Origin of the sequence: Litoreibacter sp. (genome assembly GCF_039974535.1) — a bacterium.
Taxonomy (GTDB): Bacteria; Pseudomonadota; Alphaproteobacteria; order Rhodobacterales; family Rhodobacteraceae; genus Litoreibacter.
Genome location: NZ_JBDWIU010000003.1, coordinates 187,170 through 213,817, shown reverse-complemented (window position 1 = coordinate 213,817; position 26,648 = coordinate 187,170). Strand labels below are relative to the sequence as shown.

Below are 26,648 nucleotides of genomic sequence, written 5' to 3'. Positions count from 1 at the left end.
CAGATGTTATTTGGATTAGACGGCGTCGAGATCGGCCTGATTATCGTTTTCCTATGCCTGTTTGGCGGGATTTTGTCAGGCTTCCCAGTGGCTTTTACCATCGCCGGTGCTGCGGTCATTTCCTTCGGGATCATTGTCGCATTGGACAGCGCAGGGCTACTTATTCACCAAGCGATTGACACCGACAGCGCGGAATACGCGAAGGTCGCGGCGACTTACTTAAAAGAGGACGCAATATCCGTCTTCAGGTATCCCGACTTACCGCGCATATCGCAACCCGTGTTCCCGCAAGGCTGGGAAGTGGCGCTGGATCGCAATGTATCCTTCGTTGTGAACCGCATGAACGAGCGTGTGTTCGCGGGCCAGTCCATCGAGACTCTGCTGGCGGTTTTGATGTTCGTCTTGATGGGCATCACCTTGGAGCGCTCCAAGATCGCCAACGACCTTCTAACTACAATGGCGCGGGTCTTTGGCCCACTACCAGGTGGTTTGGCCGTGTCGGTGGTGGTTGTGGGCGCCTTCTTGGCGGCCTCCACAGGAATCGTTGGTGCGACTGTTGTGACAATGGGCCTGCTGTCCTTGCCGACCATGTTGCGCAACGGGTATTCACCAGAGCTAGCAACCGGCGTCATTGCGGCGTCGGGTACCTTGGGGCAAATCATCCCACCATCCATCGTGATCGTACTTTTGGGCACCTTGGCGGGTGACTTGTACTCCGCCGCACAAGAGGCGCGCGCTCAAGAGGCGGGCTGCTCCGACGCGCTGACCTATTTAGGCGAGCCTGCGGTTGTATCGGTTGGGACGTTGTTCCAAGCGGCGCTGATCCCCGGCATCATGTTGGCACTGCTCTATGCGCTTTACGCCTTCGGCTACGCGGTCTTCAACCCATCCAAAGCCCCAGCGGTTGCGATGGGGGCTACGAACAACGAGCCAATCCGCCGCTCTGAAGCTTTGACATGGTTCTTGTTTGCGCCAGTTGGTTTGGTTGTTGGCCTTATCTTGATGATGCAAGTGAACATCGTTGGGTCGCAAAACTACCAAGTGGACAGCTTCTCTGACGCCGGTCAAACCGCATCGCTTCGCACGAATGTGTCCGAGCAATGTGCGGGCGCCATGTTGGAGCTGCACGGCCAAGAGGCTTGGGACCTTGCGCTTGCAGAGCAAAAAATCATCGACGACGCGGGCGGCGTGACACAATCGGTCAAACTGACCGAGGAGGAGCTGGCACAGGCAATCGAAGACAAGGTCGCTGCAGCCGCGCCAATTGGCACAGGTGTTGCTATTGGCCTGCTGATGCTGTCCCTGATGATCGTGGTTGCACGTGGTATCTCCATGTCGGCGAACACCGTTCCGTTGATTGTCGGGGTCGGGGGTATCTTGCTCACGATGTTGGTCGACACTTTGTTTGTCGCGCCAACAACGACACCGGGCACGACCCTCATACTGTTGCTTATCCCGCTAGGGTTGATGCTCTATGGCGCGAAACATGCGGCGGGCATCCTTGGGAAGAACGAACTGATCCGCGTGGTGTTCCCACCGTTGGTTCTGATCGTGGCGGTGCTTGGCTCCATCCTTGGGGGCATCACCAACCCGACACCGGCAGCCGCACTTGGGGCAGGCGGGGCGATCATGCTCGCGGCCTACCGCAAGCTGCAAGATCAAGGGCATTCCGGCCGGATAGTGATCCTGACCACCTTTGCGATCACCATGATGATCCTTCTGGGTGTGAACTTCGATCTGCGTGTTAACATCGACGACGTTACCGTCGAGAACCGCATCGCATTCCTTGTGGCGCAAGCGTCTTACTTGTTCGCAATGTTTGGTCTGGTGTTCAGCTGTTATGTGTTGTGGAACCACGGCGTTCTAAGCCCAGTGGTCCGCGAGACTGCGAAGGTGACGTCGATGGTCTTTACCATTCTGATCGGATCGCAACTGCTGAACCTCGTGGTCATCTCTTTCGGGGGCGAGCACTATATCCAGCAGTTCCTGAAGTCCTTCGACAGCGAGTTGCAGGTGTTCATCATCGTGATGCTGGTGCTCTTCGTTCTGGGCTTCGTGTTGGACTTCCTTGAGATCATCTACATCGTGATCCCAATCGTGGGGCCGGTTATCTACGGCGGCACGATGGATCCAAAGTGGGTTACGATCATGATCGCGGTGAACCTGCAAACGTCGTTCCTGACACCGCCCTTTGGCTTTGCGTTGTTCTACCTTCGGGGCGTGGCCCCCAAAGAGGTCACGACAGGTCACATCTACCGCGGCATCATCCCGTTTGTGCTCATCCAAGTCGGTGCACTGGGGCTGTTGGCTACGTTCCCATCGATTGTGACAATTCTTCCGAACCTCATCGGCAAGTAGAACACGGAAAATAGAACACAGATGGCCACCGAGATTACCCTCTCGGTGGCCATCAATTTTCATATAATACTTTTTCGCCATTCACCCGAAATAACGGTTTTGATGTAAACTAGCTGACACCCTAATTTTTCGACTCGCTCTAAAAGCGGGACAGTACATTAACGAGTTCGAACTACCTTCTTGCACAGAACTAGTTTTGTTTGCATCCTGTTACACAAGGCTTCGTGTAACAGGATTTGCATTTGAAAAACTCCGATAGATTCCCCTCAGTCCTAGACGCAAAAATCTTCCGCGGCCTGACAGGTGAATATAAGAACCAATTCATTGATAGCTGTGGGTTTCGGAAATTTAGACGTGGCGAGATCGTTTTGCCTCAAGGTGAGCAAACCGATAAAATGCTTATGGTCGCCGAAGGTCGCGTAGAAATTAGCTATATTAGCGAAACCGGGCATAAAACCATCATCTATCACGCGTTTGTAGGCAACGTGCTGGGCTTTGTGGAGACGCTCTCCGAGCGAGCATGTGCCGGAACCTGCACCGCTTTGACTGATACAAATATCTTAACCTGCAAGCGCAGTGCCCTGTATGAGCACATGCAAAACCCTGTATTTATTCGAAACTTTGCAGAAGACCTTCACGATGTTTTGGTCCACGACAATCTGTATAAATCCATAGATCAGTTTTACACTGCGGAGCAGAAAGTTTGCGTCTACCTTGAGAAGTTATCCGCCAGCGACGGAACCGTAGTCATTGGAAGTCAGAGCTATTTAGCCGATGTTATTGGCTGCACTCGCCAAACCGTCAACAAAGAACTGGGCCGCCTTCGCGATCAGGGGATCATCGAGATCACCAAAACGGGCGTACTTATTCTGGACTACTCCGCGTTGTCCAACCGATTGACACAGCTGAGCGACACGCAAAAAGAGTCAAAGAGGGGCGGCAACTGTTAGCTGCAATAAGTCCCAACGATTGCCCCATGGATCACACCAAACTGCGACCTTGCCATAGGGCTCATGTCGCGGCGTTTCCTCAAAGTGAACGCCAGCCGACATCATCTGAGCGTATTCGACATCAAACTCGTCGGTATGCAGGAAGAACCCGACGCGTCCACCGGTTTGATTGCCGATGGCGCCAGATTGCACATCCCCTTTAGCCTGCGCCAACAAGATACGGGTCTCTGAAACAGGTGAGGGCGCGATAAGCACCCAACGTTTTCCATCGCCCATATCTGTATCTTCAATGAGATGAAAACCCGCACAATCGACATAGAACTCAATCGCTTCGTCATAGTTTGGAACAACGATTGCGAACGCCGATATATGTCGGCTCATTCCTGCGGCGCTCTGGTATCCGGTAGGGAAATCCCTGCGACCTGTTCCGCAATCGGGTCAACCGACAATGGGTGGGTATCGGCCTCATAATCCTCAGTGTCGCTCATGTTCTGCCACCGGCCATGACGGAATATCTCCAAGCCACTAAAGCCGGCTTTATATCCCATCTTCGGAGATCCGGGCACCCAGTAGCCAAGGTAGACATAGGGAAGACCGGATTCTTGCGCGATACGCACATGGTCCAAAATGATGTAGCTGCCCAAGGAATTGCGGGCCCAATCAGGGTCATAGAACGAGTAAACCATCGACAGCCCGTCATCGAGCACATCGGTTAGGCACGTCGCAATAAGTTGTGGACGATCGCCCGAGCGGTCCCAATACTCCACCACACGGCTTTTCACTGGGGTTTCTTCGATCATTGCAGCGAATTCAAAGATATCCATATCCGCCATACCGCCATCAGCGTGGCGCGTATCCAGATACCTGCGAAACAGCTCGTATTGCTCTTCCGTGGCCCAAGGGGAGGTGGCGTTGCGCTCCAGCATTTTGTTGCGGCGCAAGCATTTCTTTTGACTGCGTGTCAGCTCAAAATCGGCCACACGTATACGCGCGGACAAGCAGGCCGAGCAATCAGCGCAGGATGGACGGTACAATACGTTTTGTGAACGGCGAAAACCCTGCTTGCTCAGCGTGTTATTCAAAGTATCCGCGTGCTCGCCTTGAAGCGCCGTAAAGAGCTTACGCTCGCGGCGGCTATCCAGATATGGGCAGGCCTGCGGGGCCGTTACATAGAACTGTGGGGCGATGGGTAGTGTGTGACGCATGGAACCTCTGTACTGCGCGAGTGCAGTTGAACCTAGCAACGCCCCAGACGAGTCACAATTGCTTTTTCAGCAACCTCACGCAGTTGCGTTAAGATCGACTTAAAAGTCCCACCTAGACCTTAGAAACGCCCCGGTGTGTTAATCGCGACAACGCCGGTGAACATATCATGCAAGCCTTGGCCGCGATCCGACATTAACATCATAAGAACTGACACAACTTGCGGAATAAAAAATGCACTGGCAATCATGAACGCAATGGTGTGCAACGCGGTGGTCTGACCATCCAGTTTTTGCCCCGCGTGATCACGCAGCTCAATGTTGAAGACCCGCATCCCCAGAGTGGCCGAGAACAAGCGAATTGTTCCGATACGGTAGATCAACGAGACCAGAAGAAACACCAAAGGAAACACGAACCACAACAAAAACAACGGGATGCTGGCAACCACGGCTGAGATGATGCCGATCAAGACCGTATCGACCACCCACGCGAGCAGGCGTTTCACGCCCACACCTTCGTAGAAGGCAGGTTGTGTAGCAGGGTCGGGTAGGGCGTCAAAGCTGTCATTCATGGTGAAAGACATGGGGCGTGGTCTCCTAAATTTAAAGGGGGGACAGCGCCCCAAAACCGGGGCGCTTTCCTCGTCTTAGGCGTCTTCGTTGGATTTGGCGGCGTCTGCGCGCTCGTCCATGAAGGCGTCGAATTCGGATTTGTCCTTGGCGTCACGCAGACGTTCAAGGAAGCTTTCAAAGGCGTGCTGCTCATCCTCAAGACGCTTCAGCATATCAGCTTTGTAGGCATCGAAGGCCGTGTTGCCTGTCGGTGTCACGCTATGAGAGCGGTTGAAGGTCATAGCGCGGCGGCTGCAAGACGAATTAAACATGCGTTTGCTCCATATCATATATGCAAGAAGAGCGAGGCCAACCGGCCAGACAAAGATGAACCCGAATACCATGGCGGCAATCCAAGCACCTTTGCCGCGCTCGTCCAACCAGGCTTCAGCCCGGGCAAACCAGCCCATGCGAGGCATTGTGTGGGTGGCTGTTGAGGTAGGGGTCATCTGTCGCTCCTTTATGTGAATGTTATTTACATTTACATATTTAAGAACGCCGAGCGCATATTCAAGAGATTTGCGAAGAAAAACGAAAAAAGGGCACGGTTTCCCGCGCCCTTCTTGAATTCATTGGTTAATTTACCCCCTATGAGGACAGATCATACGCCCGTTCACCGTGGGACGACAGGTCAAGACCGTTAATCTCTTCCTCTTCCGACACGCGGATCGGGAAGACCATCATGACCAGAACCACCAAGATGATGGTCACAACTGTCGTCCAGATACCAACCACTGCCAAACCACCAAGCTGAGCCGTCCAGCTGGCGTGACCGAACACGGCCAACATGATGATACCGAAGATGCCGCCAACGCCGTGAACCGCGAATACGTCCAGCGTATCGTCGATCTTGAGGACGTTCTTCACAACGCTACACAGCTCTTGGCACATGACACCAGCAATAGCGCCAATGAACATGGCTTCCATGGGACCAACCGAGCCGGACGCAGGCGTGATCGACGCCAAACCAGCAATTGTACCCGTGACCATGCCAACCAGTGAGGCTTTTCCGTAGCGGAAGCGCTCCCATGCGGCCCAAGTAATCGACGCCATAGCAGCCGAGATATGAGTCACTGTAATTGCCATCGCCGCACCGCCGTCTGCCGCCAATTGGGAGCCGCCGTTAAAGCCGAACCAACCAACCCACAGCATTGCCGCACCGATCATAACCATACCTGGGTTATGAGGAGGTGTTGTGGCTTTGCTACGTGGGCCAAGGAAGGCCGCCAGGATCAAAGCTGCGATACCTGCGGTTTGGTGAACCACAATGCCGCCCGCAAAGTCGTTTACGCCATCCTCAAAAAGTGACCATTCTTCGCCAGCCAGCAAGCCGCCACCCCAGATCCAATGCGCGACAGGCGCATAGCAGATCAGCATCCATAGCGACGAGAACACCATGACGAAGCCGTAACCGATGCGCTCTACATAAGCACCAACGATCAGGGCAGGGGTGATGATTGCGAAAGTCATCTGGAAAGCAAAGAACAGCACTTCCGGGATCGTACCCGACAATGTGTCAGCCGTTACGCCGTTCAGAAACGCTTTACCAAGGCCGCCCCAATATGCATTGCCGTCCCCAAAGGCGATGGAGTACCCCGCGACCAACCACAAGATACTCATGACACATGCAATGGAGAAGCATTGCATGAACACGCTGAGTACGTTGCGTGCGCGCACAAGGCCCCCGTAGAAAAGCGCCAACCCCGGCAGGGTCATAAACAGCACCAATGCTGTCGCGACAAGTATCCAAGCGGTATCCGCTCCGTTCATGGGTCCATCCCCTTATATAAATAGCGTTGAAGGCACAAACCGCGTGAGGGTCGCAATATAAAGAGGCAGAGGGGGCAAACATCGCCCAAAACCTATGCAATACTCGCAGTGCACGTATTTTAGGCAGGTTTTAGAGCGCGCGCACTAAGATTAGGCAGTTACGAAAGGCAGCGCCTCAAGAGTAATTTTAGGGCATGCTCCACCGTCGCCTGCCGAACACCAGACCTACCAAGCGGGCCAAATTGCACCGTCTCAACCTCAAGAACTCCGGCGGAGGCCAACCCAAAGCACACCATGCCCTCGGGCTTCACATCGGACCCACCGGGACCAGCAATGCCCGTGACCGAAACCGCAAGCTCCATTCCGGAGGCCCGCAACGCGCCTTCAGCCATTTCCCCCGCGACCTGCTCAGACACGGCGCCGAAGGCCTCCAGCGTTTCAGCCTTTACGCCCAACATGTCCTGCTTGGCGGTGTTGGAATAAGTTACGAAACCACGATCAACCACATCGGACGAGCCGGCAACCTCGGTCAAAGCGCCCGCAATCAATCCGCCCGTGCAGCTTTCAGCCGTTGCAATTCGCCAACCTTTGACGCGCGCAGCCTGCAAAACCTCAGCCGCATCAACCATGGGCCAACCAAGCCCCAAGCCCAACAACCAATGCCGCTAGAACACCCGCAATCACATCGTCCAGCATAACTCCAAGCGGGCCTTCTTTGCGGTCAGCCCAGCCAACAGGGCCGGGTTTCAAAATATCGAAGGCTCGGAAGGCCACAAATGCGGTCAAAATACCCGGCCAAAGCGTCCAGAACGCCGCCCCGCTATGGCTCAACCCGACTGCGACGGGCAAAAGTGCTATCCATTGACCAACAACTTCGTCGATAACGATCTCTGAGGGGTCGTGGTCGTCCTTACCTTTGGTTTCCATCGCCGTGACGGCCCATCCAAGGATGAACATAACCAGCGTCAAAACCGCCAACCCCACATAGCCGCGCCATTCGATGATACCCCAAGCTGCAATCACTGCCGCAGCAGAACCCCATGTGCCGGGCGCAGGGCGCAATAGCCCTACATAGAAGAAGGTGGCCCAAAGCTTGGAAACGGAGAACATAGCGCTACCCTTTGATAAGCGTGACGGTCGCCATACACGCAATGCCTTCACGGCGCCCAGTGAAACCCAATTGCTCTGATGTGGTCGCTTTGACGCTCACTCGATCCAAGTCAATATTTAGCAATTCCGACACCTTACGGCGCATTGCTAAAGCGTGGGGGCCAATTTTTGGCTCTTCACATATAAGCGTGCAGTCTGCGTTGGATATTACAAATCCCATCTTCGCGGCCAGATCACGTGCGTGTTCCAGAAACACATGGCTGGCCATGCCTTTCCACTGCGGATCACTTGGCGGGAAGTGCTGGCCGATGTCGCCCTGCGCCAAAGCGCCATAAATCGCGTCAGTGATAGTATGCAGCCCCACATCGGCATCCGAATGTCCCTGCAACCCGCGCCCATGAGGAACCTCAATGCCGCAAAGCACGACGTGATCACCATCGCCGAAACGGTGCACATCGAACCCGTTGCCAACCCGTATATCCACCGTCTTCTCCAAATATTTCTCAGCCCGCGCAAAATCCTCGGGCGTTGTTATTTTCATATTTCGCTCGCTGCCGTCAACAATTGCAACAGTCAACCCAGCCGCGCGCGCGATTTCAACATCATCCGCAGCACCGCCGCTATGGGATTGATGCGCATCGATAATTTTACTCAGGTGGAACCCTTGCGGGGTTTGGGCGCGGAACAAGCCGACACGATCTTTCGTACCAGTCACCAGCCCCGCATCACCGCTCCACAAAGCATCTGAGACCGCAAGGGCGGGGGCGGCACCCTCAGAGCTATCTAATGCCTCCAGAACCCTGTGGATAACATCATGCTCCACCAGCGGGCGGGCACCATCATGGATCAACACGAGGTCAAATCGCCCCTCAACAGCCCTCAAGCCGTTCAGCACCGACACATCGCGGCTGCTCCCGCCTGTGACGCAGGTAACCCCGCTTGGGTGCATCTCAGAGGGCGTGTCTTCAGGCAGCACAAGCACAACCTCATCAACACGCGGATGCGAGTTGAAGACGGCACAGGTCACATCTATGACCCTTTGGCCGCCAAGAGGTTGCCATTGCTTGGCAATTTCCCCGCCAGCTCTGATCCCGCGGCCTGCGGCTACGATCACTGCTGCTACTGTTGGACGCTCCGAAATCATGAAAGATGTGTATGATGTGCGCAAGCAGAGAACAATGCCCCCATGCGCAGCGCCTAAATTTTAGGCAACTGCTAATAATGCGCCTCTCACTCCGCTAATATTGCTTCATATCGTTGCCAGCCCCCAGTGAAGGGAGTAGCCATTTCTGTAATTGCTCAAGGATTAAGCATTTGACCATTCTTCTGGCAGAACACGCCATTGACCCGCCGGTATTACTGGCTCCGCTCGCGGGGATTACCGATTTGCCGTTTCGCAAATTGGTCTCAAGCTTCGGCGCAGGGTTGGTCGTGTCGGAAATGGTCGCGAGCCAAGAAATGGTTCAAGCCAAGCCCGGCGTCCGCGAAAAAGCCGAGCTGGGCATGCAATTTGCCAACACATCTGTGCAACTTGCGGGGCGCGAGGCCGTCTGGATGGCCGAGGCCGCTCGTGTGGTCGCTGCGAACGGCGCGCGGGTGATCGACATCAACATGGGCTGCCCCGCCAAGAAGGTGACCAACGGGTATTCCGGCTCGGCGCTGCTCAAGGACTTGGACCACGCCCTGACGTTGATCGAAGCAGTGGTCGAGGCCGTTGACGTCCCCGTAACGCTTAAGACGCGCCTAGGCTGGGACGACGCCTTGTTAAACGCCCCCACGCTCGCAAAACGGGCCGAGGACGCGGGCATTCGCATGCTCACCATCCACGGGCGCACCAGATGCCAGTTCTACAAGGGCCACGCGGATTGGGACGCCATTCGTGCCGTCAAAGATGCTGTGGACATTCCAGTGGTCGCCAATGGCGACATAACGAATTCGGACACCGCGCAAGAAGCGCTTAAGGCATCGGGCGCAGACGGCGTGATGATCGGGCGCGGCGCGCAAGGCAAGCCTTGGATTTTGGCAAAGGTGGCCCACGATCTACATGGCACGGAGGCCCCCGACATTCCGCAAGGCGCGGCGCTGAACGATATGGTGTGCAGCCACTACGAAGACATGCTGGGCTTCTATGGCGAGGAGCTGGGCCTGCGGGTCTCGCGAAAGCACCTTGGCTGGTACATGGACGGGGCAGGGACACCTCCCGCATTGCGCCGCGAAGTGCTGACCTCCAAGTCATCGTCAAACACGTTAAAACTCCTCCCCACCGCACTCCAAGAAAGCACTGCTGCATGACCGCCAGTTTTTTTGATACCCTATGGACCTCCCTTCCGGTTCCCTGTCTGGTGATCGACGGCCAAAATAAGATCGTTGAAATCAACCCAAGCGGCGAGACCTTCATGAACGCCTCGGCCAAGTCCCTGCGAGGCGCTCCGGTGTGGGACAAGCTGCATGTGAATGCGCCACTGGATGAAGCGGTGATGCGTGTACGCCGAGACAGCTCCGCCTTGTTTGTAAACACTGTGGATGTGGGCTCAGGCGAGAAGCCCCCAGTGGAATGCAACGTCCAGCTCACCACCATTGTGGATCGCCCAGGGTATATCCTGATCCTGCTGGACCCGCGCGAGATTGCCCATAAAATGGGGCGCGATATGCAGTCCAAAACCGCAGCTAAGTCCGCCATTGGCATGGCTGAAATGCTGGCTCATGAGATCAAGAACCCGCTGGCGGGGATCACTGGAGCCGCGCAATTGCTAAGTATGGGGCTGTCTGGCGACGACATCGAGTTGACCGACCTGATCGTCGAGGAATCGCGCAGGGTCGTAAAGTTGCTCGATCAGGTCGAGCAATTCGGCAACCTGCGCCCGCCACTGCGCAAGTCAGTTAACCTTCACGATGTGCTGGACCGCGCGCAGAAAAGCGCCGCCGTGGGCTTCGCCGCCAACATGAAGATCAAGGAAAACTACGACCCGTCCTTGCCGCCAACCTACGCGGATGCGGACCAGTTGCTGCAAATATTCCAGAACCTGCTCAAGAACGCCTCCGAGGCGGCGTCACCCGCAGGCGGCACCATCGAGATACGAACCTTCTACGAGATGTCCCTGCGCGTGCAACGCCCCGACGGCACCCGTGCGGCTGTTCCACTGCAAGTAGAGATCATTGATGACGGCCCCGGGCTGCCCAGTGATTTGGCCGGCGAAGTCTTTGAACCGTTCGTCTCTGGGCGTGAAAACGGCACGGGACTTGGTCTCGCTTTGGTGTCCAAAATTGTATCAGAGCATGACGGCTGGATCTCAGTCACCTCGGCACCGGGCCGAACCGTATTTCGTATTTCCCTACCACTTGTTCCAAAGATTTTAGACCTATGACACACCCGAAAGAGAGAGCGTAAAAGATGGACGGCACCGTACTTGTCGCTGACGACGACCGCACAATCCGCACTGTATTGACCCAAGCCCTAACGCGGGCAGGGTGCAAGGTTCACGCCACATCCTCCCTGACCACGTTGATGCGTTGGGTGAGCGAGGGCAAAGGCGATTTGGTCATATCCGATGTCATGATGCCTGACGGAAACGGGCTGGAAATGTTGCCTGCCATCCGCGAGCAACGCCCCTCGCTGCCGGTCATTATCATCTCGGCGCAGAACACCATTATGACAGCCATTCAGGCGACCGAGGCCGATGCCTACGACTACCTGCCTAAACCCTTCGACCTACCAGACCTGATGAAACGCTCTGCGCGTGCGTTAGAGCGCAAGCGCGTGGTCACCAAAACCCGCACTGCGGATGCGACAAATGAAGAGGCGGGCGATCTTCCCTTGATTGGGCGAACTGCGATTATGCAAGAGCTTTACCGGCTTGTGGCTCGGGTCATGAACACCGACCTGTCGGTGATGATCACGGGGGAAAGTGGCACTGGAAAGAGCCTGATTGCGCGCGCGATCCATGACTTCTCCGATCGTCGGAACTTGCCGTTCGTTACCGCGACACCAAGTGATTTATCCGCGATGGAAGGGCCAGCCACGATCCTAAGCCGTGCACGTGGCGGCTCCATCCTATTTGACGAAGTGTCCGATCTTGACGACGACGCCCAAGCGCGGATCGTGCGCATGCTCGACAGCTTAACCGACGATGCGCCGCGCATATTGGCAACCTCCCAACAAGACCTGATGTCCAAGATGGAAGCCGGCGAATTCCGTCAAGACCTGTTCTACCGCCTATGCGGTGTCACGGTAAATGTGCCCTCATTGCGCGAACGCGTCGAAGACATCCCGTTGCTGACCGCGCATTTCTTGCTCAAGGCAGAGCGAGAGGGCGCACCTACGCGCCAATTCAGCAGTGAAGCTCGCGAGATGATCCGCGCATACAGCTGGCCCGGCAATGTTCGCCAACTGGAGAACTCGGTTCGCCGCCTGATCGTCACCGCATCCGAGGAGGAAATCGGGCGCAGTGACGTTGAAATGGTGCTTGGTAATCAACCCGAAATTGAGCCGCTTATGGGGGGTGGCAGCGCTGACAAATTGTCGTCCAGTGTGGCGTTGCATTTGCGCCGATATTTCGACCTTCACGGAGGTGTACTGCCGCCACCGGGCCTATATCAGCGTATTTTGCGCGAAGTTGAGGGGCCATTGCTTGAGATTGCGTTGGACGCAACAGGCGGAAATCAGGCTAAATGTGCTGATTTACTTGGCATCAATCGCAATACCTTGAGAAAAAAGGTCACAGACCTCGATATTCACGTGACACGCCGCCGTAAGTTGATGTAAAACCGCAACAGTCACCGTGACGATTGGGCCGCATGGACGGTTCAACGATCACATCAACCAGACGTGGCAAGGCGGTAAGAAAGCAGATGAAAACCCCAAATGGGAGCCGAGGGCGCACTGCGTCTTGGGACAGGATGAATCGGTTGCGCAAACAGCGTAGGGTGCAAAATTTTGCCACCCTTGGGTTGGTTGTGCTCGGGCCGGTCCTCGCCGTTTTGACATATATGGGGCTCGGCCCCTTCGAATTGGACCCATCATCCAAGGGTATCCGCCTTATCCTATTGGCGGACCTCATCTACGTTTTGGTCGTTGCCGCACTGGTCGCGCAAAAAGTTGGCAAAATCGTCGCGTCCCGCCGAGCAAACTCAGCCGGATCGCAGTTGCACTTAAGATTGACCGGCGTTTTCGCCCTCGTGGCGCTGATCCCGACGGTCCTTGTTGCGATATTCGCGGTGGTGACGCTAAATTTCGGCTTAGAGGGCTGGTTCTCGGACCGAGTGCGAAATGTTGTGGGAACCTCTTTGTCCGCCGCGCAAGCCTATGAGAAGAAGCAACACGACGATTTAAGCGAAGACTCGTTGCGGCTGGCTGGGTACATGAACATTGCCAAGCAGGCTACTAATTTTATTTCAGATTCCGACCTTCGCCAAGTCCTAACGCAGGCGCAGGAGCAGGTGCAGCGCGGGCTAAAAGAAGCCTTCATCGTTGATGGTTCCGGTGAGCTGATGGCGCGCGGCAACCGCTCCTACCGCTTCGATTTTGAACCCGTACCCGAGGTAGCCTTCACCAATGCCCAGAACAACCGTCCAATCATCATCGAGGATTGGTCCAACAACGAATTTCGCGCGCTCCAAAAGCTGACGGCATACCCGGACCGTTACCTTTACATTAGCCGCACAGTCGACGGCGAAATCCTTAGCCTGCTAGATCAAACCCAAGAAACCGTGCGCCTTTATCAGCAACTTGAGAATGATCGCGGACGTTTGCTGTTTGAGTTTGGGCTGCTTTACCTCGGCTTCGCATTGATCCTCATTTTGGCAGCCATTTGGTTAGGACTGTGGTTCGCCGAACGTTTGGCGCGCCCCGTCGGGCAATTGGCAAGTGCCGCGCAACGTGTCGGGGCAGGGGATCTGGACGTTCAGGTTGTGGAGGCCAAGAGCGCGGATGAGATAGCGCTGCTTGGCCGTTTGTTTAACCAGATGACACGTGAGCTTAAGGTCCAACGTGAGACACTGCTAAGCAATACCGAGCAAATCGAGCGTCGCCGCAGATTATTCGATTCGGTTTTATCCTCTGTCACAGCTGGGGTTATCGGTTTGGATGCGGACAATAACATCACCTTTATGAACCGCTCCGCACGCCGACTTTTGGACATCAATGATGATACCGATATCTCGTTGACCTTATCTAAGATCGTTCCTGAATTTGGCTCACTCCTGAAGCAGCTCAATACCAGTGGCGCGGAAACAGCTAACGAAGAGGTGAAAATCACCCGCCGTGGTCAACTTGAGAGCTTGCTTGTGCGCATCGCGACCCGTGTCTCAGAAGACGGTGAGTTAGAGGGCTACGTGCTGGCCTTTGATGACGTATCCGAACTCGTGAGCGCTCAGAAAATGGCCGCTTGGGGTGATGTGGCACGCCGAATTGCGCATGAGATCAAGAACCCGCTCACACCCATTCAGCTTTCGGCGGAGCGCCTTAAGCGCAAGTTCACCCCCCTTGCTGGCGACGAGCTGGAAAGCCTTGAGCAATACACCGGCATCATCGTGCGCCAAACAAATGACCTGCGCCGCATCGTGGACGAGTTCTCCAAATTCGCCCGAATGCCAGAGCCGGAGTTGCGTGAAATCGACCTGATGAAGCTCGTCCAAGATGCCGTGATCTTGCAACGTTCCGGTCAGCCGGATGTGGACATCACACTGGAAAGCGACGAAGACGCCATTCTTGCCGAGTTGGATCAAACCATGATTGGGCAAGCAATGACCAACCTGATCAAGAACGCAGGCGAGGCGATCGAGAGCTACGTCGAGAAGGGCGAACATGAAGGTCACACGCCCCAGATCAAGCTGGCCGTCCTCACCTCGAACAAGGATGTAACGGTCACAATTTCAGACAATGGCATCGGTCTTCCCGAAGACCGCACACGGCTCTTTGAGCCATATGTAACGACCCGCGCGAAGGGCACAGGCCTTGGCCTTCCCATCGTGAAGAAGATTATCGAAGAGCATGGCGGCAGTTTGGTGCTGCGCGACGCCGAGCCTTTCGACGACACTGGCCACAAAGGCGCCAAGGCAGTCATAAAACTGCCACGCCTGACGGCTGCAAAACGCAAGAACGTGGCCTGAACGGCCGCTACAAAGGAGCAGAAATATGGGCGATATTCTGATCGTAGACGACGAGCGCGACATCCGAGAGCTGATCTCGGACATTCTGAAGGACGAAGGGTTCACCACTCGGCTGGCGGGCACCTCTGAGGCCTGCATGGCCGAGATCAACGCAGAGCCCCCAGCCCTGATGATCTTGGATATTTGGCTTAAAGACAGCGCCATGGACGGCATCGACATCCTCAAGCACGTCAAACGCGACAATCCGGATGTGCCCGTCGTGATCATCTCCGGTCACGGCAACATCGAGATCGCCGTCGCCGCCATCAAACAAGGCGCTTACGACTTCATTGAGAAGCCGTTCAACATCGACCAGCTCATGGTGGTGATCACCCGCGCGATGGAAACTTCACGTCTGCGTCGCGAGAACAACCAACTCAAGCGCGGCGATACCGTCATTGCCGAAACCATCGGTGAAAGTGCCGCGTTCAAGGCCCTTCAATCGCAGCTCGACAAGGTCACAGGCTCCAACGGCCGCGTTATGCTGACGGGCGGTGCGGGTTCGGGAAAAGATGTGGCAGCCCACTACATCCACGCGAATTCCAACCGCGCAAATGCGCCATTTGTGACGATCAACTGCGCCACCGTAGAGCCTGAGCGCATGGAAGAGGTCCTGTTCGGGCGCGAAAGCAAAGAGCGAGGCATTGAGCCGGGCCTGCTGGAGCAAGCCCACGGCGGCATCGTTTTCTTCGACGAGGTGGCGGATATGCCCCTAGGCACACAATCCAAAATCCTGCGTGTGTTGGTCGAGCAGCAATTTCAACGTGTTGGAGGCAATGACAACGTGCGTGTGGATCTGCGGGTGATCTCCTCGACCAACCGCAATCTTGACCAAGCCATTGAGGCGGGCACCTTCCGCGAAGAGCTATACCACCGCCTGAACGTGGTTCCGATCGAGGTCCCAAGCTTGGAAGACCGTCGCGAAGATATCCCCACATTGGCCTCTTATTTCATTGAAATGTTCAACGCGACCCAAGGGTTGCCACTTCGTGAATTGGCCGATGATGCCGTGACACTGCTGCAAACCATGCAATGGCCCGGCAATATCCGTCAGCTAAAGAACGTCATTGAGCGGGTGCTGATCCTAGGGCCTGACAAGGGCGACATCGACGCCAAGGAACTTCCTCAGTCGGAAGGTGCCGTTGAAAGCGAAAGCGGGGTTACCATCGGCGGAAACCTAGCAACTTTGCCTCTTCGCGAAGCACGAGAGCTGTTTGAGCGTGAATATCTGATGACGCAAATCAACCGCTTTGGCGGGAACATCTCGCGCACGGCGGCCTTCGTCGGGATGGAGCGTAGCGCGTTGCACCGTAAGCTTAAATCACTCGGTGTTGTGACGTCCAACAAGGCTGGTGCACGTGTTGCTCAGGTTCAGGACGAAGATCTTGCCGAAAGCGCCTCCGAATAGGGGGCGCTTATGGCCGTGCCTCGAAAACCACACCGGGCGGGTACCCTTAGACTGGTATACCAGATTGGCGCATTCCAATTGACCCAACCCCGACCTTCTGCCATGGCTTATCTCTCTAAGAACTAGGGGTACTGAGATGAAAGTAATCATCTGCGGGGCAGGGCAGGTTGGCTGGCAAATCGCACGCCACCTGTCTAGTGAGAAAAACGATGTGACCGTCGTAGACAACAACCCAGAGCTCGTCGCGCGCGCGACCGAGACGCTGGATGTTCAGGGCGTCACTGGCTTTGCCAGCTACCCCGACGTGTTGGACCGCGCAGGCGCGCGCGACGCCGATATGATCATCGCGGCCACCTATTCGGACGAAGTGAATATGGTCACCTGTCAGGTTGCGCACTCTGCCTTTTCGGTCCCTCGAAAGATTGCGCGGCTACGCTCGCAAAGCTATCTGACCGCGATCTACTCCGACCTTTACCGCCGCGATCACATGCCCATCGACGTGGTGATCAGCCCCGAAAAAGAAGTGGCAGAGGCTGCGTTGCAACGCCTTGCCGACCCCGCCGCATTTGACACTGAGAACTTCCTATCCGGTCAGGTTCAATTGTTGGGTATTCAGCTGGAAGAGGACTGCCCCGTCCTCAACACGCCGCTGCGCCAGCTGACCGAGCTGTTCTCAACCCTGCGCGCGGTTGTTGTGGGCGTGCGCCGCGAAGGCAATCTATTCGCACCAGCCCCCGGCGACCAACTTTTTGCCGGCGACCAAATTTATCTATCGACCAACCGCGAAGACGTGCCCCGCGCGATGGAGATTTTTGGCAAAACGCAATCCAAGCAAGAACGTGTCGTCATAATCGGCGGCGGCAACGTCGGCTTGGCGGTGGCACAAGCGCTCGAAGCGCGAACCGAGCGTGTTCGCGCCAAGGTGATCGAGAAGAACCGCAGCATCGCCGAGAACGCCGCCAACAATCTGGAACGAACCATTGTTCTACACGGCGACGGGCTTAGCGCCGACTTGCTTAATGAGGCCAGCATCAGCCGCGCGGACGCCGTGCTCTGCGTCACAGACGATGATAAAACCAACCTGCTAGCCGCCGTTCGCGCCAAGGCCGAGGGCTGTCCGATGACCATCGCTTTGGTCAATGACCCGACATTGGTTCCATTGATGGGACCGCTTGATGTGGATGCCTACATCAACCCGCGCGCGACCACCGTGTCCTCGATTTTGCGTCACATCCGCCACGGGCGCGTTCGCCAGATCTATTCCATCGGAGACGCTGAGGCGGAAGTTATCGAAGCGCAGGTTTTGTCGACCTCACCTATTGCGGGACAGCCCATTCGCGACATCAACTTCCCTGAAGGGGTATTGGTCGGCGCGATCCAGAAGGGCAATAAGGTCGTGCGCCCCGTCGGTGGCACACGGGTAGAAGAGGGCGACACAATCGTCATTTTCGCCCTTGCCGACGACGTCCCCGAAGTTGAGCGCCTGTTGCAGGTTTCAGTAGATTTCTTCTAGACATGGTCCACGCCACATCAGCATCCAAGCTCCCTATACTGCTTCGGCTTCCGTTGTTTGTGCAACTTATGCTGATCGGATCGGCCTCGATGCTGCTGCCGGCAATCCAAGCTTTCGCGTTGGATCAACATCGCATCGCGCAACCGTTTTTCTACGGCGCGGTTTTGTTCTCAGTGTTTACCGCACTTGTAGCGCTTGCCACATACCGCCAACCCATTCGTAACGTCGCGCGCAGCCAGCTTCTGACCCTGGTCGCCGCCTATCTGGTGTTGCCAATCATGCTCGCCGTGCCTTTGCACGAAGCGCGACCATCAATGTCATTCTTCAACGCCTACTTCGAGATGGTTTCCAGCATGACCACCACAGGCGCGTCCATCTTTGACATCCCAAGACTGGTGCCAGACCCAATCCACTTGTGGCGCGGACTGGTCGGATGGCTGGGTGGGTTCTTGGTTCTTGTCACGGCGGTGGCTGTGCTGGGCCCAATGACGCTTGGCGGCTTTGAGGTCTTGCGCCCGAACGCCTCGGCGGGGGGGCTACCCGGCTCTGGCGCGCAGCTTGCCCGCGCAACTGAGCCCAATGAGCGCGTCGTCAGATATGCCTCGCAAATCCTACCCGTCTACTTATCGCTAACGTTGGCCGTTTGGGTGGTACAGGTCGTAACCGGCACAAGCAGCTTTCAAGGGCTCATGGTCGCATTCGCCACCATGTCAACGAGCGGCATTTTGCCAATGCCCACCTTGGGCGATCTGAACGTCAACATTGGCGGCGAGTTCGTAATCTTCGTCTTCCTCTTTGCCGCCGTCACCCGCCAAGTTTTGTGGTCTCCCGTAGACAAGAATTACCTACCGCTTTTGCGAAATGACGCGGAGATGCGCGTAGCGGTGTGTTTCCTATTCGCCGTCCCACTGGCCTTGTGGTTTCGGCATTTCGTCGGGGCCATTGAGTTAAACGAGGAAGGTGACTTGGTTTCGGCATTCCGTGCATTGTGGGGGGCCGTCTTTACGGTGCAATCGTTCCTCACCACGACGGGTTTCGTGTCCAGCGACTGGGAAACCGCACGCGATTGGTCCGCGCTGCCAACCCCGGGCTTGCTGCTTGCGGGCTTGGCCATCATAGGCGGCGGTGTCGCGACCACGGCGGGCGGGGTCAAACTCTTGCGGTTCTACGCGCTTTATAAACATGGCACCCGCGAGATGGGACGTTTGGTGCATCCTTCCTCCATTGGCAGCGGCGGACGGTTGGGGCGTGGCATGCGGCGCGAGGGTGCATTTATTGCGTGGATTTTCTTCATGCTATTCGCGCTATCGATCGCGGGAACTGTTACCGCACTCGCCTTTACCGGCTTGTCCTTCGACGAGGCCACGATCTTTGCACTCGCAGCTTTATCGACGACGGGGCCGCTTGTTCATGTCGCCCTTGATGATTCAGCCACCTATGCGCAACTTGCGGTGGGGACAAAGGCGCTTTTGATTGGCGCCATGGTGCTGGGCCGGATGGAGACTTTGGCCATTATTGCACTGTTCAACCCTGATTTCTGGCGCAGATAACACGCTCCCGCCGATCGAAACGAATCCCGAATTTCAGGGCTGGACGCCCAATAAAAGCCACGACATACTGTTAACTCATCACGGACAAATGTTGGCCCGACCAGCATTCGCATTCCAAGCGCAATAAAAAAGGCAATAAAAAATGGCCGCTGATAAGCAAAACCTGCAAGACGCATTCCTCAATAACGTTCGCAAGACCAAAATTCCGGTGACGATCTTCTTAATCAACGGCGTTAAATTGCAAGGCGTGATCACTTGGTTCGACAACTTCTGCGTGCTTTTGCGCCGCGATGGTCAGTCCCAACTGGTGTACAAGCACGCGATCTCCACGATCATGCCGTCTCAACCGATCAACCTTTACGACGGTGAAGATAATTCTTGAGACTGAAGAGGCCGGACTCACCCGCGCTTGGGTGATTCACCCCAACATCAAAGACATACAGACCCGCAGGCTGCCTAGCTTTGCGCTGTCTGAGGCCGTTTCGCTGGCGGACGCTTTGCCCGGACTTGAGGTCGCGGGCTCCGAAGTGGTGCCACTGCCCAAAGTCAAGGCGGGCACGTTGTTCGGCACCGGCAAAATCGCCGAGCTAAAGACGCGGCTGCATGACGCCGAAGTCCAACTGGTCTTGATCGATGGCCCCGTGACACCGGTTCAGCAACGCAATCTAGAGAAGGAATGGGGCGTCAAAATCCTAGACCGGACCGGATTGATCCTAGAGATTTTCTCGGACCGTGCGGCGACCCGCGAAGGCGTGTTGCAGGTCGAGCTTGCGGCCCTAAGCTACCAACGCACCCGCTTGGTGCGCGCATGGACCCACCTAGAGCGGCAACGCGGCGGATTGGGTTTTGTCGGCGGCCCCGGTGAGACGCAGATCGAGGCCGACCGTCGCGCCATCGACGAAGCCATTGTGCGCATCCGCCGCCAGCTAGAGAAAACTGTCAAAACCCGCGAATTGCACCGTGCCGCGCGCGCCAAGGTGCCTTATCCGGTTGTGGCCCTCGTGGGCTACACCAACGCGGGCAAGTCGACATTGTTTAACCGCCTGACTGGTGCTGAAGTGCTGGTCAAGGACATGCTGTTCGCGACACTCGATCCGACCATGCGCTCGGTTGAGCTGCCGGACGGCCTAGAGATCATCATGTCCGACACCGTTGGGTTCATCTCTGATCTGCCAACGCAACTGGTCGCGGCCTTCCGCGCCACGTTGGAAGAGGTGCTAAGTGCGGATTTGATCTTGCACGTGCGCGATATCTCGCACCCCGAATCCGAAGGCCAAGCCCACGACGTGCGCACTATCATGGCCGACCTTGGCGTCGACAAAGATGTGCCGGTTCTTGAGGTCTGGAACAAATCCGACCAACTGGATGCGGAGCAGCTGGAGACCGTCACCAACAAGGTAGAGCGTGACGAGGCCCTATTCCTGACCTCCGCCGTCACGGGCGCAGGGATGGACGAATTGCTCGCGGAGGTGTCCGCCATTTTGCGTGCAGGTTCCACCACAGAAATCATTGAGCTGGGTTTCGCCGAAGGCAAAGCACGCGCATGGCTCTTTGGCCAAGAGGTAGTCGACGAAGAAGAGCAGACCGAGACCGGCTTCAAGCTCACGGTCACGTGGAAGCCGACCCAGAAGGGTCAGTTCGAGAAGCTATAGCGCAAGCGAAGCTATTCGCCAGACGGCACCAGTGTAATTGTCCCAACAGCGCCCGCACGGGCAAGCTCAGGATCCAGCGACATCGGGATGTACTCCCCACGGCGCCATAACACACCCAGATCATCGTAGTGACGCGACAGCGGGTGGCCCGACTGGCCTGTCGCCATGACGAACAGCGAGCTGTCAGGATCAGCAAAGTCGTAGACCCCGCGATAGCCTGCCGCATGGACGTTCTGGAACGGATCAGGCCCAGTGCCAGACGTGCGCCCGCGCAGCATCGTGTTGTCCCCACCAGAGGTCGATTGACGGATGTTCACGAAGGCCGACAAAAGCGGGATGTTGCCCAACACCTGATGGTCATGGGTCGCCTCATGCGCGTCGCCCCAACGCCAGCTCTCGATGGCGGGGCCGTATTTCTCGCCCAACCAGACCAGTGCGTCATCCAAGGCAAGCCGTGAGATGTCGGTACAGGTCTCGATTGGCGCGGATTGCAGGACGTCACACCAAACGCCCGCACCATCAGCGTTGCGGAATACCCGCTCGATGAACAGCGGCTCCATATGGGTGAATTCGCTCTCTAATGGTCCAATTTCGTCGCGGATCAGGCGTGATTGAAGCGCACGCATCCATGCGGCATAGATCAACGGCTCAGGCAGATGCTCGGACATCTCGCCGTTCCATTGCGCCATCAACTCTAGCGCGCGCTGCCTTTGGCGCTCCGGCGTGCCGTCGGGGGCCGCTTCGCCTGTGAACCAAAGATCGGCCGCGATAAGTGGTAGCATGGAGCGTGCGGTGAACGACACCGTATCAAGCTGCGCCTCCACAAAGCTGTCACGGGTGTGGACCTGCCGGTCTAGCATTAGGCGACGCCAACGTTGAACCCGCTGCGTGTCGCCGTAGGTGAAGCTCACGTGGTCGGGGAAGTCGCGCTTGACCACCATGTTGTTCGTATTGCCAATGATCCCGCCTGATGGCCGCGTGAACTCCGGGTTGGAGACATAGGGCAGCACGCCCAACCAGCGGTTTTGCCCCAACCAGCCTTGCGACGGGATGCGTCCCTGAGATTGATGCGCAGCCGTGCGGCGCGGGATGTGGCCAATGGTTTTCAACGCAATGGTGGATTGATCCACCAACGTCAGGTTTTGCGCAGGGGCGACGTAATCCGCGCCCGCTACAATCGCCTCAGCCACATTTTGCGACCGCATCAGCTTCAAGCCCGCTTGCAGCGATGTGTCCTCATCTGTCAGCATCGTCCAACTTAACGCGGAGACGTGACCAAGCGGCGTAATCGTCCCAAGGTTGTAATGCGTCTCAGGCAAGACGGGCCCATTGTCCGTCCAATGCAGGGAAATCGTCTGGGACGGAGCATCTTTGATGTCGATGATCGATTGCGCCGTCCTGAAGGGCTTGTAGCCGTCTGGGGTCAGGTATTCGTTTACGTTCTCTGGGTTCAGCTTCTCGATCAGCACATCTTGGTCGTCCACATAAGCAGACGTCAGGCCCCATCCCAACTTGTCCGACCTACCGGTTAACACGACCGGCATCCCTGGAACGGTTCCACCGATCACGCCCCCTGATGTCAGCTCCAATCGCGCCAGATACCAAATCGACGGGGCAGACAGGCCAAGGTGCGGGTCATTGGCAAGCAAGGTCCCGCCAGCTGCCGAGCGCTCCGGAGCGGCCGCAAAGGCGTTAGAGGCTCCTGCGAGTTCCCGTTCGGGGAAGGGGGACAGCGGATTTTTAGGGCCACTGGTGTTGGAGGCGTAACGTGGAAGGTCCAAGCCTTGCATCAGCGCCGCGTAATCCAAGGCCGCGATACCATTTCCCGGTGCGTCGGGCAGAAGGTCGGTCACGCGGCTTGGCTCCAGTAGCAATGACGCACGGGCTCGCACGACTTCTTCTTCTAGATGGCCAGAAAGTTGCAATGCCATGATCTTGATAACGGCGATGCTGTCGGCGGGCTGCCAAGGGGCAATTTGCGGCGTGAACACGAAGAACTCAGGCGCGCCGCGCCCCAAAGCTTCCCTGTTCACAATGCGCAGCCAAGAGTTCACACCGGCAGAATAGGCGTCCAACGCAGCCTTGGTCTCATCATCTTGGGCAGACACAGACCGCCGCGCGAGCCCGTAAACATCAAGCCTACGGATCAAGGTATCAATGTTTAAAGTTCTCTCACCAAACAACTCGCTCAGCCGGCCTTGCGCCGTGCGGCGCAGCATCACCATTTGCCACAAGCGGTCCTGCGCGTGGGCGAACCCAAGGCCGTAGTACACATCCTCATCCGTGCCGCCGAATATATGAGGCACGCCGGAATTGGTCCGAATGATCTCGACCTGACTGTTGATGCCCGGCACTGTATAGTCAGCGTTGTAGTCAATCAGCGAGCGCGAGGCGAGGTAGTACACCGACATCAATGCCAGTCCAGCCAGCAGCGCAAGCAGCATAAAAAGCCGCAACGACCATTTGAATATTAGACCCATTCACCCGCCATAGTCTTGCGCCTTGCTATTGACGCCTCAGCCTCTGTCGTTACATCGGTTAGCACGCATAATCAATTACTTGAACCGAGGAGGCCGTTCGATGGCAAAAGTTAGTTTTCTAGGGCTGGGTGTCATGGGATATCCGATGGCGGGCCACTTGGTCAAAGCGGGCCATGAGGTCACTGTTTACAACCGAACCGCTGCGAAAGCCCAAAAATGGGCTGAAGAGCATGGCGGCGCATTTGCCAAAACCCCGCGCGAGGCCTCGGGCGGCGCGGACTTCGTGATGGCCTGCGTGGGCAATGACGACGATCTGCGTTCGGTCTGCTTGGGCGACGACGGGGCTTTCGCAGGTATGCCCGTAGGCTCGGTGTTTGTGGATCACACGACCGTGTCCGCCAAAGTCACCCGCGAGCTTTATGCGGATGCCGATGCAAAGCAGATCAGTTTCGTTGATGCGCCTGTTTCGGGCGGTCAAGCGGGGGCCGAGAATGGCCAGTTAGGTGTGATGTGTGGCGGTGACCAAGGTGCCTATGACCGCGCGGAGCCGATCATCGACGCCTACGCCAAAGCCTGCAAACGTCTGGGAGACAACGGGGCAGGGCAGTTGACCAAGATGGTCAATCAAATCTGCATCGCGGGTGTCGTTCAGGGCCTATCCGAAGCTCTGCATTTCGCCGACAAGGCTGGCTTGGATGGCAAGGCCGTCGTTGAGGTGATTTCGCAAGGCGCGGCAGGCTCGTGGCAAATGGCGAACCGCTATGAAACCATGATCGATGACGAGTTCGAGCACGGCTTCGCGGTGGATTGGATGCGCAAGGATCTAGGGATTTGCCTCGATACAGCCGATGAGAATGGCGCCTCCCTGCCTGTGACCGCCTTGGTGGATCAATTCTACAAAGACGTCCAAAAGATCGGCGGCGGGCGTTGGGACACGTCATCTTTGATCAAACGCCTGCGTGCTTTGGACAGCGAATAACACATCAGGCATCGGGGCTTGCAAAAAGACCCGATGCCCACTTTCCACTGTCCGTGTGAGCTGCGTTATCTGCCGATGTTGTTCATTCGTGCACGGCGCAGGGCCGCGATGTCGACATGGCTGGCCTCACGCGACTTCACCGCTTCCATCTTGACCTGCACCTCATCGGTGACCCGGCTCTCGTAGCTGAGCGCGGCCCCCGCACATTGCAGGCAAAACAGCCAAACCGAGAACGAGATCGCCAGAAAGATCGCGATTGCGAGTGTAAGATCAAACACCAGATCGCGGTCACCTGTGACGGCCTGAAGGAGGGTTTGCAGCTTCTCAACAAGAACGCTGGTAAGTCCAATGTACTGCGATGCCTCGCCAATGAACGGCAACAGCACGGTGGAAATTACCGCAATCATGGCAAGTAAGCCCATCATTTGAGGGAATTTTTCGCCTACGCCATCGTACACAGTATGCCTATGGCTATTCGGGTCACAACCAGCGGCAGCGCTGGCCAATGCAGGAAGCAATGCCGCACGGAGGATCATCCCGAAAATGGCGCTAAGCGCCCCCAAGACTGTAAGTGTGCCAAAGGCAATCTGGCGCGACAATGCGGCCATCGGGTCGCGGAAACTTTTGGCATTCAGCGCGTCCGCCAGCTCGCCGTCACTTTGAAGCAGGTAGAAAGCCGCCGCGAAGATGGTGATAGAGAAGAGATAGGCGGCAAGACCCTCAATGACGCCGTAACCGACTGCCGAGCCCAGCAATGACTTATGCGAAGCTTTAGACTTCACGCCTAACACCTTCAACCCAATGCCTATTCCAATCAAGTAGGGATGAATTGCGATGATGCTGACAATTGCAAATAGGGCAAAAGGCGCAAGGATTAAGAACAATATGCCGACTACAGGAATTCCACTGAACAGGTGCAACACGCCATAAAAAGAGATGACGGTTATCACCATGTAGAAGACCGCCCACAAAGGCAGAACGAGCATGAAGCGCCAGAAAATAGAGAACGAAAGCGGGAATGTTTTTAATATAATCATACAAACAATATGTGTGTAGATTGCACATTTTCAAGTTAATCAATTAAGGCAATATTGTGCCGTAGGTAATTGAAACCAATTAGTAATAGTCAAATATTTGCATTTCCCGAAGAGCAAGAGGTGGCATAAGCCAAACAAAACCACTGTGCCAATTCCCGAGCAAATCGCCTCTTATCGCAAGGTGTCGAGAAACGAACACGCCACGGCCACATCAAAGCAGCCTTTAGGAGATAAATATATTTGGTTTGAATTAGTTAGGAATGAATGCTCAGCCAAAATTCCGTGATCACGGCTGAGCATTATTATCAACTTACGGGATGATACGATTGTATTTGTTGCCCTCAACCTGCGCGCCGGCGATCAGCCCCGCTTGGCCGAATACGACCGCAATCACGGGCGTCAACGCTGTTGTGGTATCTACGCCTAGATTTCCGCCCTCGTTGGCGACCGCGTAACGCGCGTCGGCGCCAAGCGTCCAACCGGGGGAGCGGCGGAAATCAGACAAAGCGTTCTCTGTCATGAAGAACAACGCGTGGGCATATTGCTGCGCGCCGATTTGAAAACCAAAGCTAGCTGCGGTGGTGGAGTAATAATCAACCGTCACATCGTTCACACGCAACGCACCGCGACCATATGAGCCGCCAACGCCAAAGCCGGCCTCAGACACCAATGGCATCATCAAAATGCCACTCGCCTTATTAGCCAAATCGGTTGTTCCACCGACGTTGTTGTACATAAAATCCAAAGCGCTATCGACGCGAGCGTCAATCTTAGCGCTTCCTTGGGAGTTCACGCCATTGCCACAGGCCGCCAACAACGTCGCGCTGCCGGAAGTCGCAAGAAAATTGCGCCGAGAAAGAATATTCATGGTGTCCGCCTAT

General features: G+C 56.2%; 23 protein-coding genes. 12 read left to right on the top strand and 11 right to left on the bottom strand.

From position 1 onward, the window contains the following. The first annotated feature begins 3 nt into the window (after positions 1 to 3). Positions 4 to 2,358: a TRAP transporter large permease subunit gene (locus ABJN86_RS02150; protein WP_348364355.1), complete on the top strand. Its 2,355-nt coding sequence runs from the start codon at positions 4 to 6 to the stop codon at positions 2,356 to 2,358. 242 nt (positions 2,359 to 2,600) lie between these two features. After that, entirely contained in the window at positions 2,601 to 3,308 is a 708-nt protein-coding gene (locus ABJN86_RS02145; RefSeq protein ID WP_348364357.1) for a Crp/Fnr family transcriptional regulator, read from the top strand. Here ABJN86_RS02145 and ABJN86_RS02140 read toward each other — a convergent pair. The 8 genes from ABJN86_RS02140 to ABJN86_RS02105 all read right to left on the bottom strand — a co-directional run bounded on the left by ABJN86_RS02140 (position 3,285) and on the right by ABJN86_RS02105 (position 9,146). Further along, positions 3,285 to 3,689: a VOC family protein gene (locus tag ABJN86_RS02140; RefSeq protein WP_348364359.1), complete on the bottom strand. Its 405-nt coding sequence runs from the start codon at positions 3,687 to 3,689 to the stop codon at positions 3,285 to 3,287. The genes ABJN86_RS02145 and ABJN86_RS02140 overlap by 24 nt on opposite strands. Next, positions 3,686 to 4,513 carry an arginyltransferase gene (locus tag ABJN86_RS02135; RefSeq protein WP_348364360.1) on the bottom strand — a complete coding sequence of 276 codons (828 nt, stop codon included), beginning with the start codon at positions 4,511 to 4,513 and terminating at the stop codon, positions 3,686 to 3,688. Before ABJN86_RS02135 ends, ABJN86_RS02140 begins: the two co-directional genes overlap by 4 nt. A 119-nt stretch (positions 4,514 to 4,632) precedes the next feature. Further along, complete coding sequence (locus ABJN86_RS02130; protein ID WP_348364362.1) at positions 4,633 to 5,094, bottom strand: RDD family protein; 462 nt, start codon at positions 5,092 to 5,094, stop codon at positions 4,633 to 4,635. A 63-nt stretch (positions 5,095 to 5,157) separates the two neighbouring features. Continuing rightward, complete coding sequence (locus tag ABJN86_RS02125) at positions 5,158 to 5,571, bottom strand: DUF2852 domain-containing protein (protein WP_348364364.1); 414 nt, start codon at positions 5,569 to 5,571, stop codon at positions 5,158 to 5,160. Between the two features lie 139 nt (positions 5,572 to 5,710). Further along, positions 5,711 to 6,892, bottom strand: coding sequence for an ammonium transporter (locus ABJN86_RS02120; RefSeq protein WP_348364365.1), 1,182 nt, complete (start codon positions 6,890 to 6,892; stop codon positions 5,711 to 5,713). A gap of 158 nt (positions 6,893 to 7,050) precedes the next feature. Further along, positions 7,051 to 7,521: a CinA family protein gene (locus ABJN86_RS02115; RefSeq protein WP_348364367.1), complete on the bottom strand. Its 471-nt coding sequence runs from the start codon at positions 7,519 to 7,521 to the stop codon at positions 7,051 to 7,053. Continuing rightward, the gene (locus ABJN86_RS02110) at positions 7,514 to 8,002 is read right to left on the bottom strand and encodes a phosphatidylglycerophosphatase A (RefSeq protein WP_348364368.1); all 489 of its coding nucleotides are present in this window, start codon (positions 8,000 to 8,002) and stop codon (positions 7,514 to 7,516) included. Before ABJN86_RS02110 ends, ABJN86_RS02115 begins: the two co-directional genes overlap by 8 nt. A gap of 4 nt (positions 8,003 to 8,006) precedes the next feature. Further along, positions 8,007 to 9,146, bottom strand: a complete 1,140-nt coding sequence (locus ABJN86_RS02105) for a bifunctional 2-C-methyl-D-erythritol 4-phosphate cytidylyltransferase/2-C-methyl-D-erythritol 2,4-cyclodiphosphate synthase (RefSeq protein ID WP_348364675.1) — start codon at positions 9,144 to 9,146, stop codon at positions 8,007 to 8,009. Positions 9,147 to 9,316: 170 nt separating this feature from the next. On the opposite strand from ABJN86_RS02105, the gene dusB reads away from it, so the two are divergent. The 9 genes from dusB (at position 9,317) to hflX (ending at position 21,271) form a co-directional block, all read left to right on the top strand. Next, the gene (gene dusB / locus ABJN86_RS02100) at positions 9,317 to 10,294 is read left to right on the top strand and encodes a tRNA dihydrouridine synthase DusB (RefSeq protein WP_348364370.1); all 978 of its coding nucleotides are present in this window, start codon (positions 9,317 to 9,319) and stop codon (positions 10,292 to 10,294) included. Further along, entirely contained in the window at positions 10,291 to 11,367 is a 1,077-nt protein-coding gene (locus ABJN86_RS02095; RefSeq protein ID WP_348364372.1) for an ATP-binding protein, read from the top strand. Before dusB ends, ABJN86_RS02095 begins: the two co-directional genes overlap by 4 nt. A 26-nt stretch (positions 11,368 to 11,393) precedes the next feature. Next, positions 11,394 to 12,764, top strand: a complete 1,371-nt coding sequence (locus ABJN86_RS02090; protein WP_348364373.1) for a response regulator — start codon at positions 11,394 to 11,396, stop codon at positions 12,762 to 12,764. Between the two features lie 86 nt (positions 12,765 to 12,850). Further along, entirely contained in the window at positions 12,851 to 15,109 is a 2,259-nt protein-coding gene (locus ABJN86_RS02085) for a PAS domain-containing sensor histidine kinase (protein WP_348364375.1), read from the top strand. Positions 15,110 to 15,134: 25 nt separating this feature from the next. Beyond that, on the top strand, positions 15,135 to 16,556 hold the full coding sequence (locus tag ABJN86_RS02080; protein WP_348364377.1) for a sigma-54 dependent transcriptional regulator: 1,422 nt from the start codon (positions 15,135 to 15,137) through the stop codon (positions 16,554 to 16,556). 136 nt (positions 16,557 to 16,692) lie between these two features. Beyond that, positions 16,693 to 18,069 (top strand): Trk system potassium transporter TrkA, encoded by a 1,377-nt coding sequence (trkA, locus tag ABJN86_RS02075; protein ID WP_348364379.1) that lies wholly within the window; start codon positions 16,693 to 16,695, stop codon positions 18,067 to 18,069. A gap of 89 nt (positions 18,070 to 18,158) precedes the next feature. Beyond that, complete coding sequence (locus ABJN86_RS02070) at positions 18,159 to 19,619, top strand: potassium transporter TrkG (protein WP_348364380.1); 1,461 nt, start codon at positions 18,159 to 18,161, stop codon at positions 19,617 to 19,619. 142 nt (positions 19,620 to 19,761) lie between these two features. Beyond that, a complete protein-coding gene (hfq, locus tag ABJN86_RS02065; RefSeq protein ID WP_298256306.1) occupies positions 19,762 to 20,001 on the top strand; it encodes an RNA chaperone Hfq in 240 nt (79 codons plus the stop codon). Then, positions 19,994 to 21,271 carry a GTPase HflX gene (gene hflX, locus ABJN86_RS02060; RefSeq protein ID WP_348364676.1) on the top strand — a complete coding sequence of 426 codons (1,278 nt, stop codon included), beginning with the start codon at positions 19,994 to 19,996 and terminating at the stop codon, positions 21,269 to 21,271. Before hfq ends, hflX begins: the two co-directional genes overlap by 8 nt. A gap of 11 nt (positions 21,272 to 21,282) precedes the next feature. On the opposite strand, the gene ABJN86_RS02055 is transcribed toward hflX, so the two are convergent. Beyond that, positions 21,283 to 23,751: a penicillin acylase family protein gene (locus ABJN86_RS02055; RefSeq protein ID WP_348364382.1), complete on the bottom strand. Its 2,469-nt coding sequence runs from the start codon at positions 23,749 to 23,751 to the stop codon at positions 21,283 to 21,285. 100 nt (positions 23,752 to 23,851) lie between these two features. Here ABJN86_RS02055 and ABJN86_RS02050 point away from each other — a divergent pair, with 100 nt between their 5' ends. Then, positions 23,852 to 24,730 (top strand): NAD(P)-dependent oxidoreductase, encoded by an 879-nt coding sequence (locus ABJN86_RS02050; protein ID WP_348364384.1) that lies wholly within the window; start codon positions 23,852 to 23,854, stop codon positions 24,728 to 24,730. A 65-nt stretch (positions 24,731 to 24,795) separates the two neighbouring features. Here ABJN86_RS02050 and ABJN86_RS02045 read toward each other — a convergent pair whose 3' ends face one another. Beyond that, the gene (locus ABJN86_RS02045) at positions 24,796 to 25,512 is read right to left on the bottom strand and encodes a hypothetical protein (protein WP_348364385.1); all 717 of its coding nucleotides are present in this window, start codon (positions 25,510 to 25,512) and stop codon (positions 24,796 to 24,798) included. Between the two features lie 565 nt (positions 25,513 to 26,077). Beyond that, positions 26,078 to 26,635, bottom strand: a complete 558-nt coding sequence (locus ABJN86_RS02040) for a YSC84-related protein (RefSeq protein WP_348364387.1) — start codon at positions 26,633 to 26,635, stop codon at positions 26,078 to 26,080. Between the last annotated feature and the right edge of the window lie 13 nt (positions 26,636 to 26,648).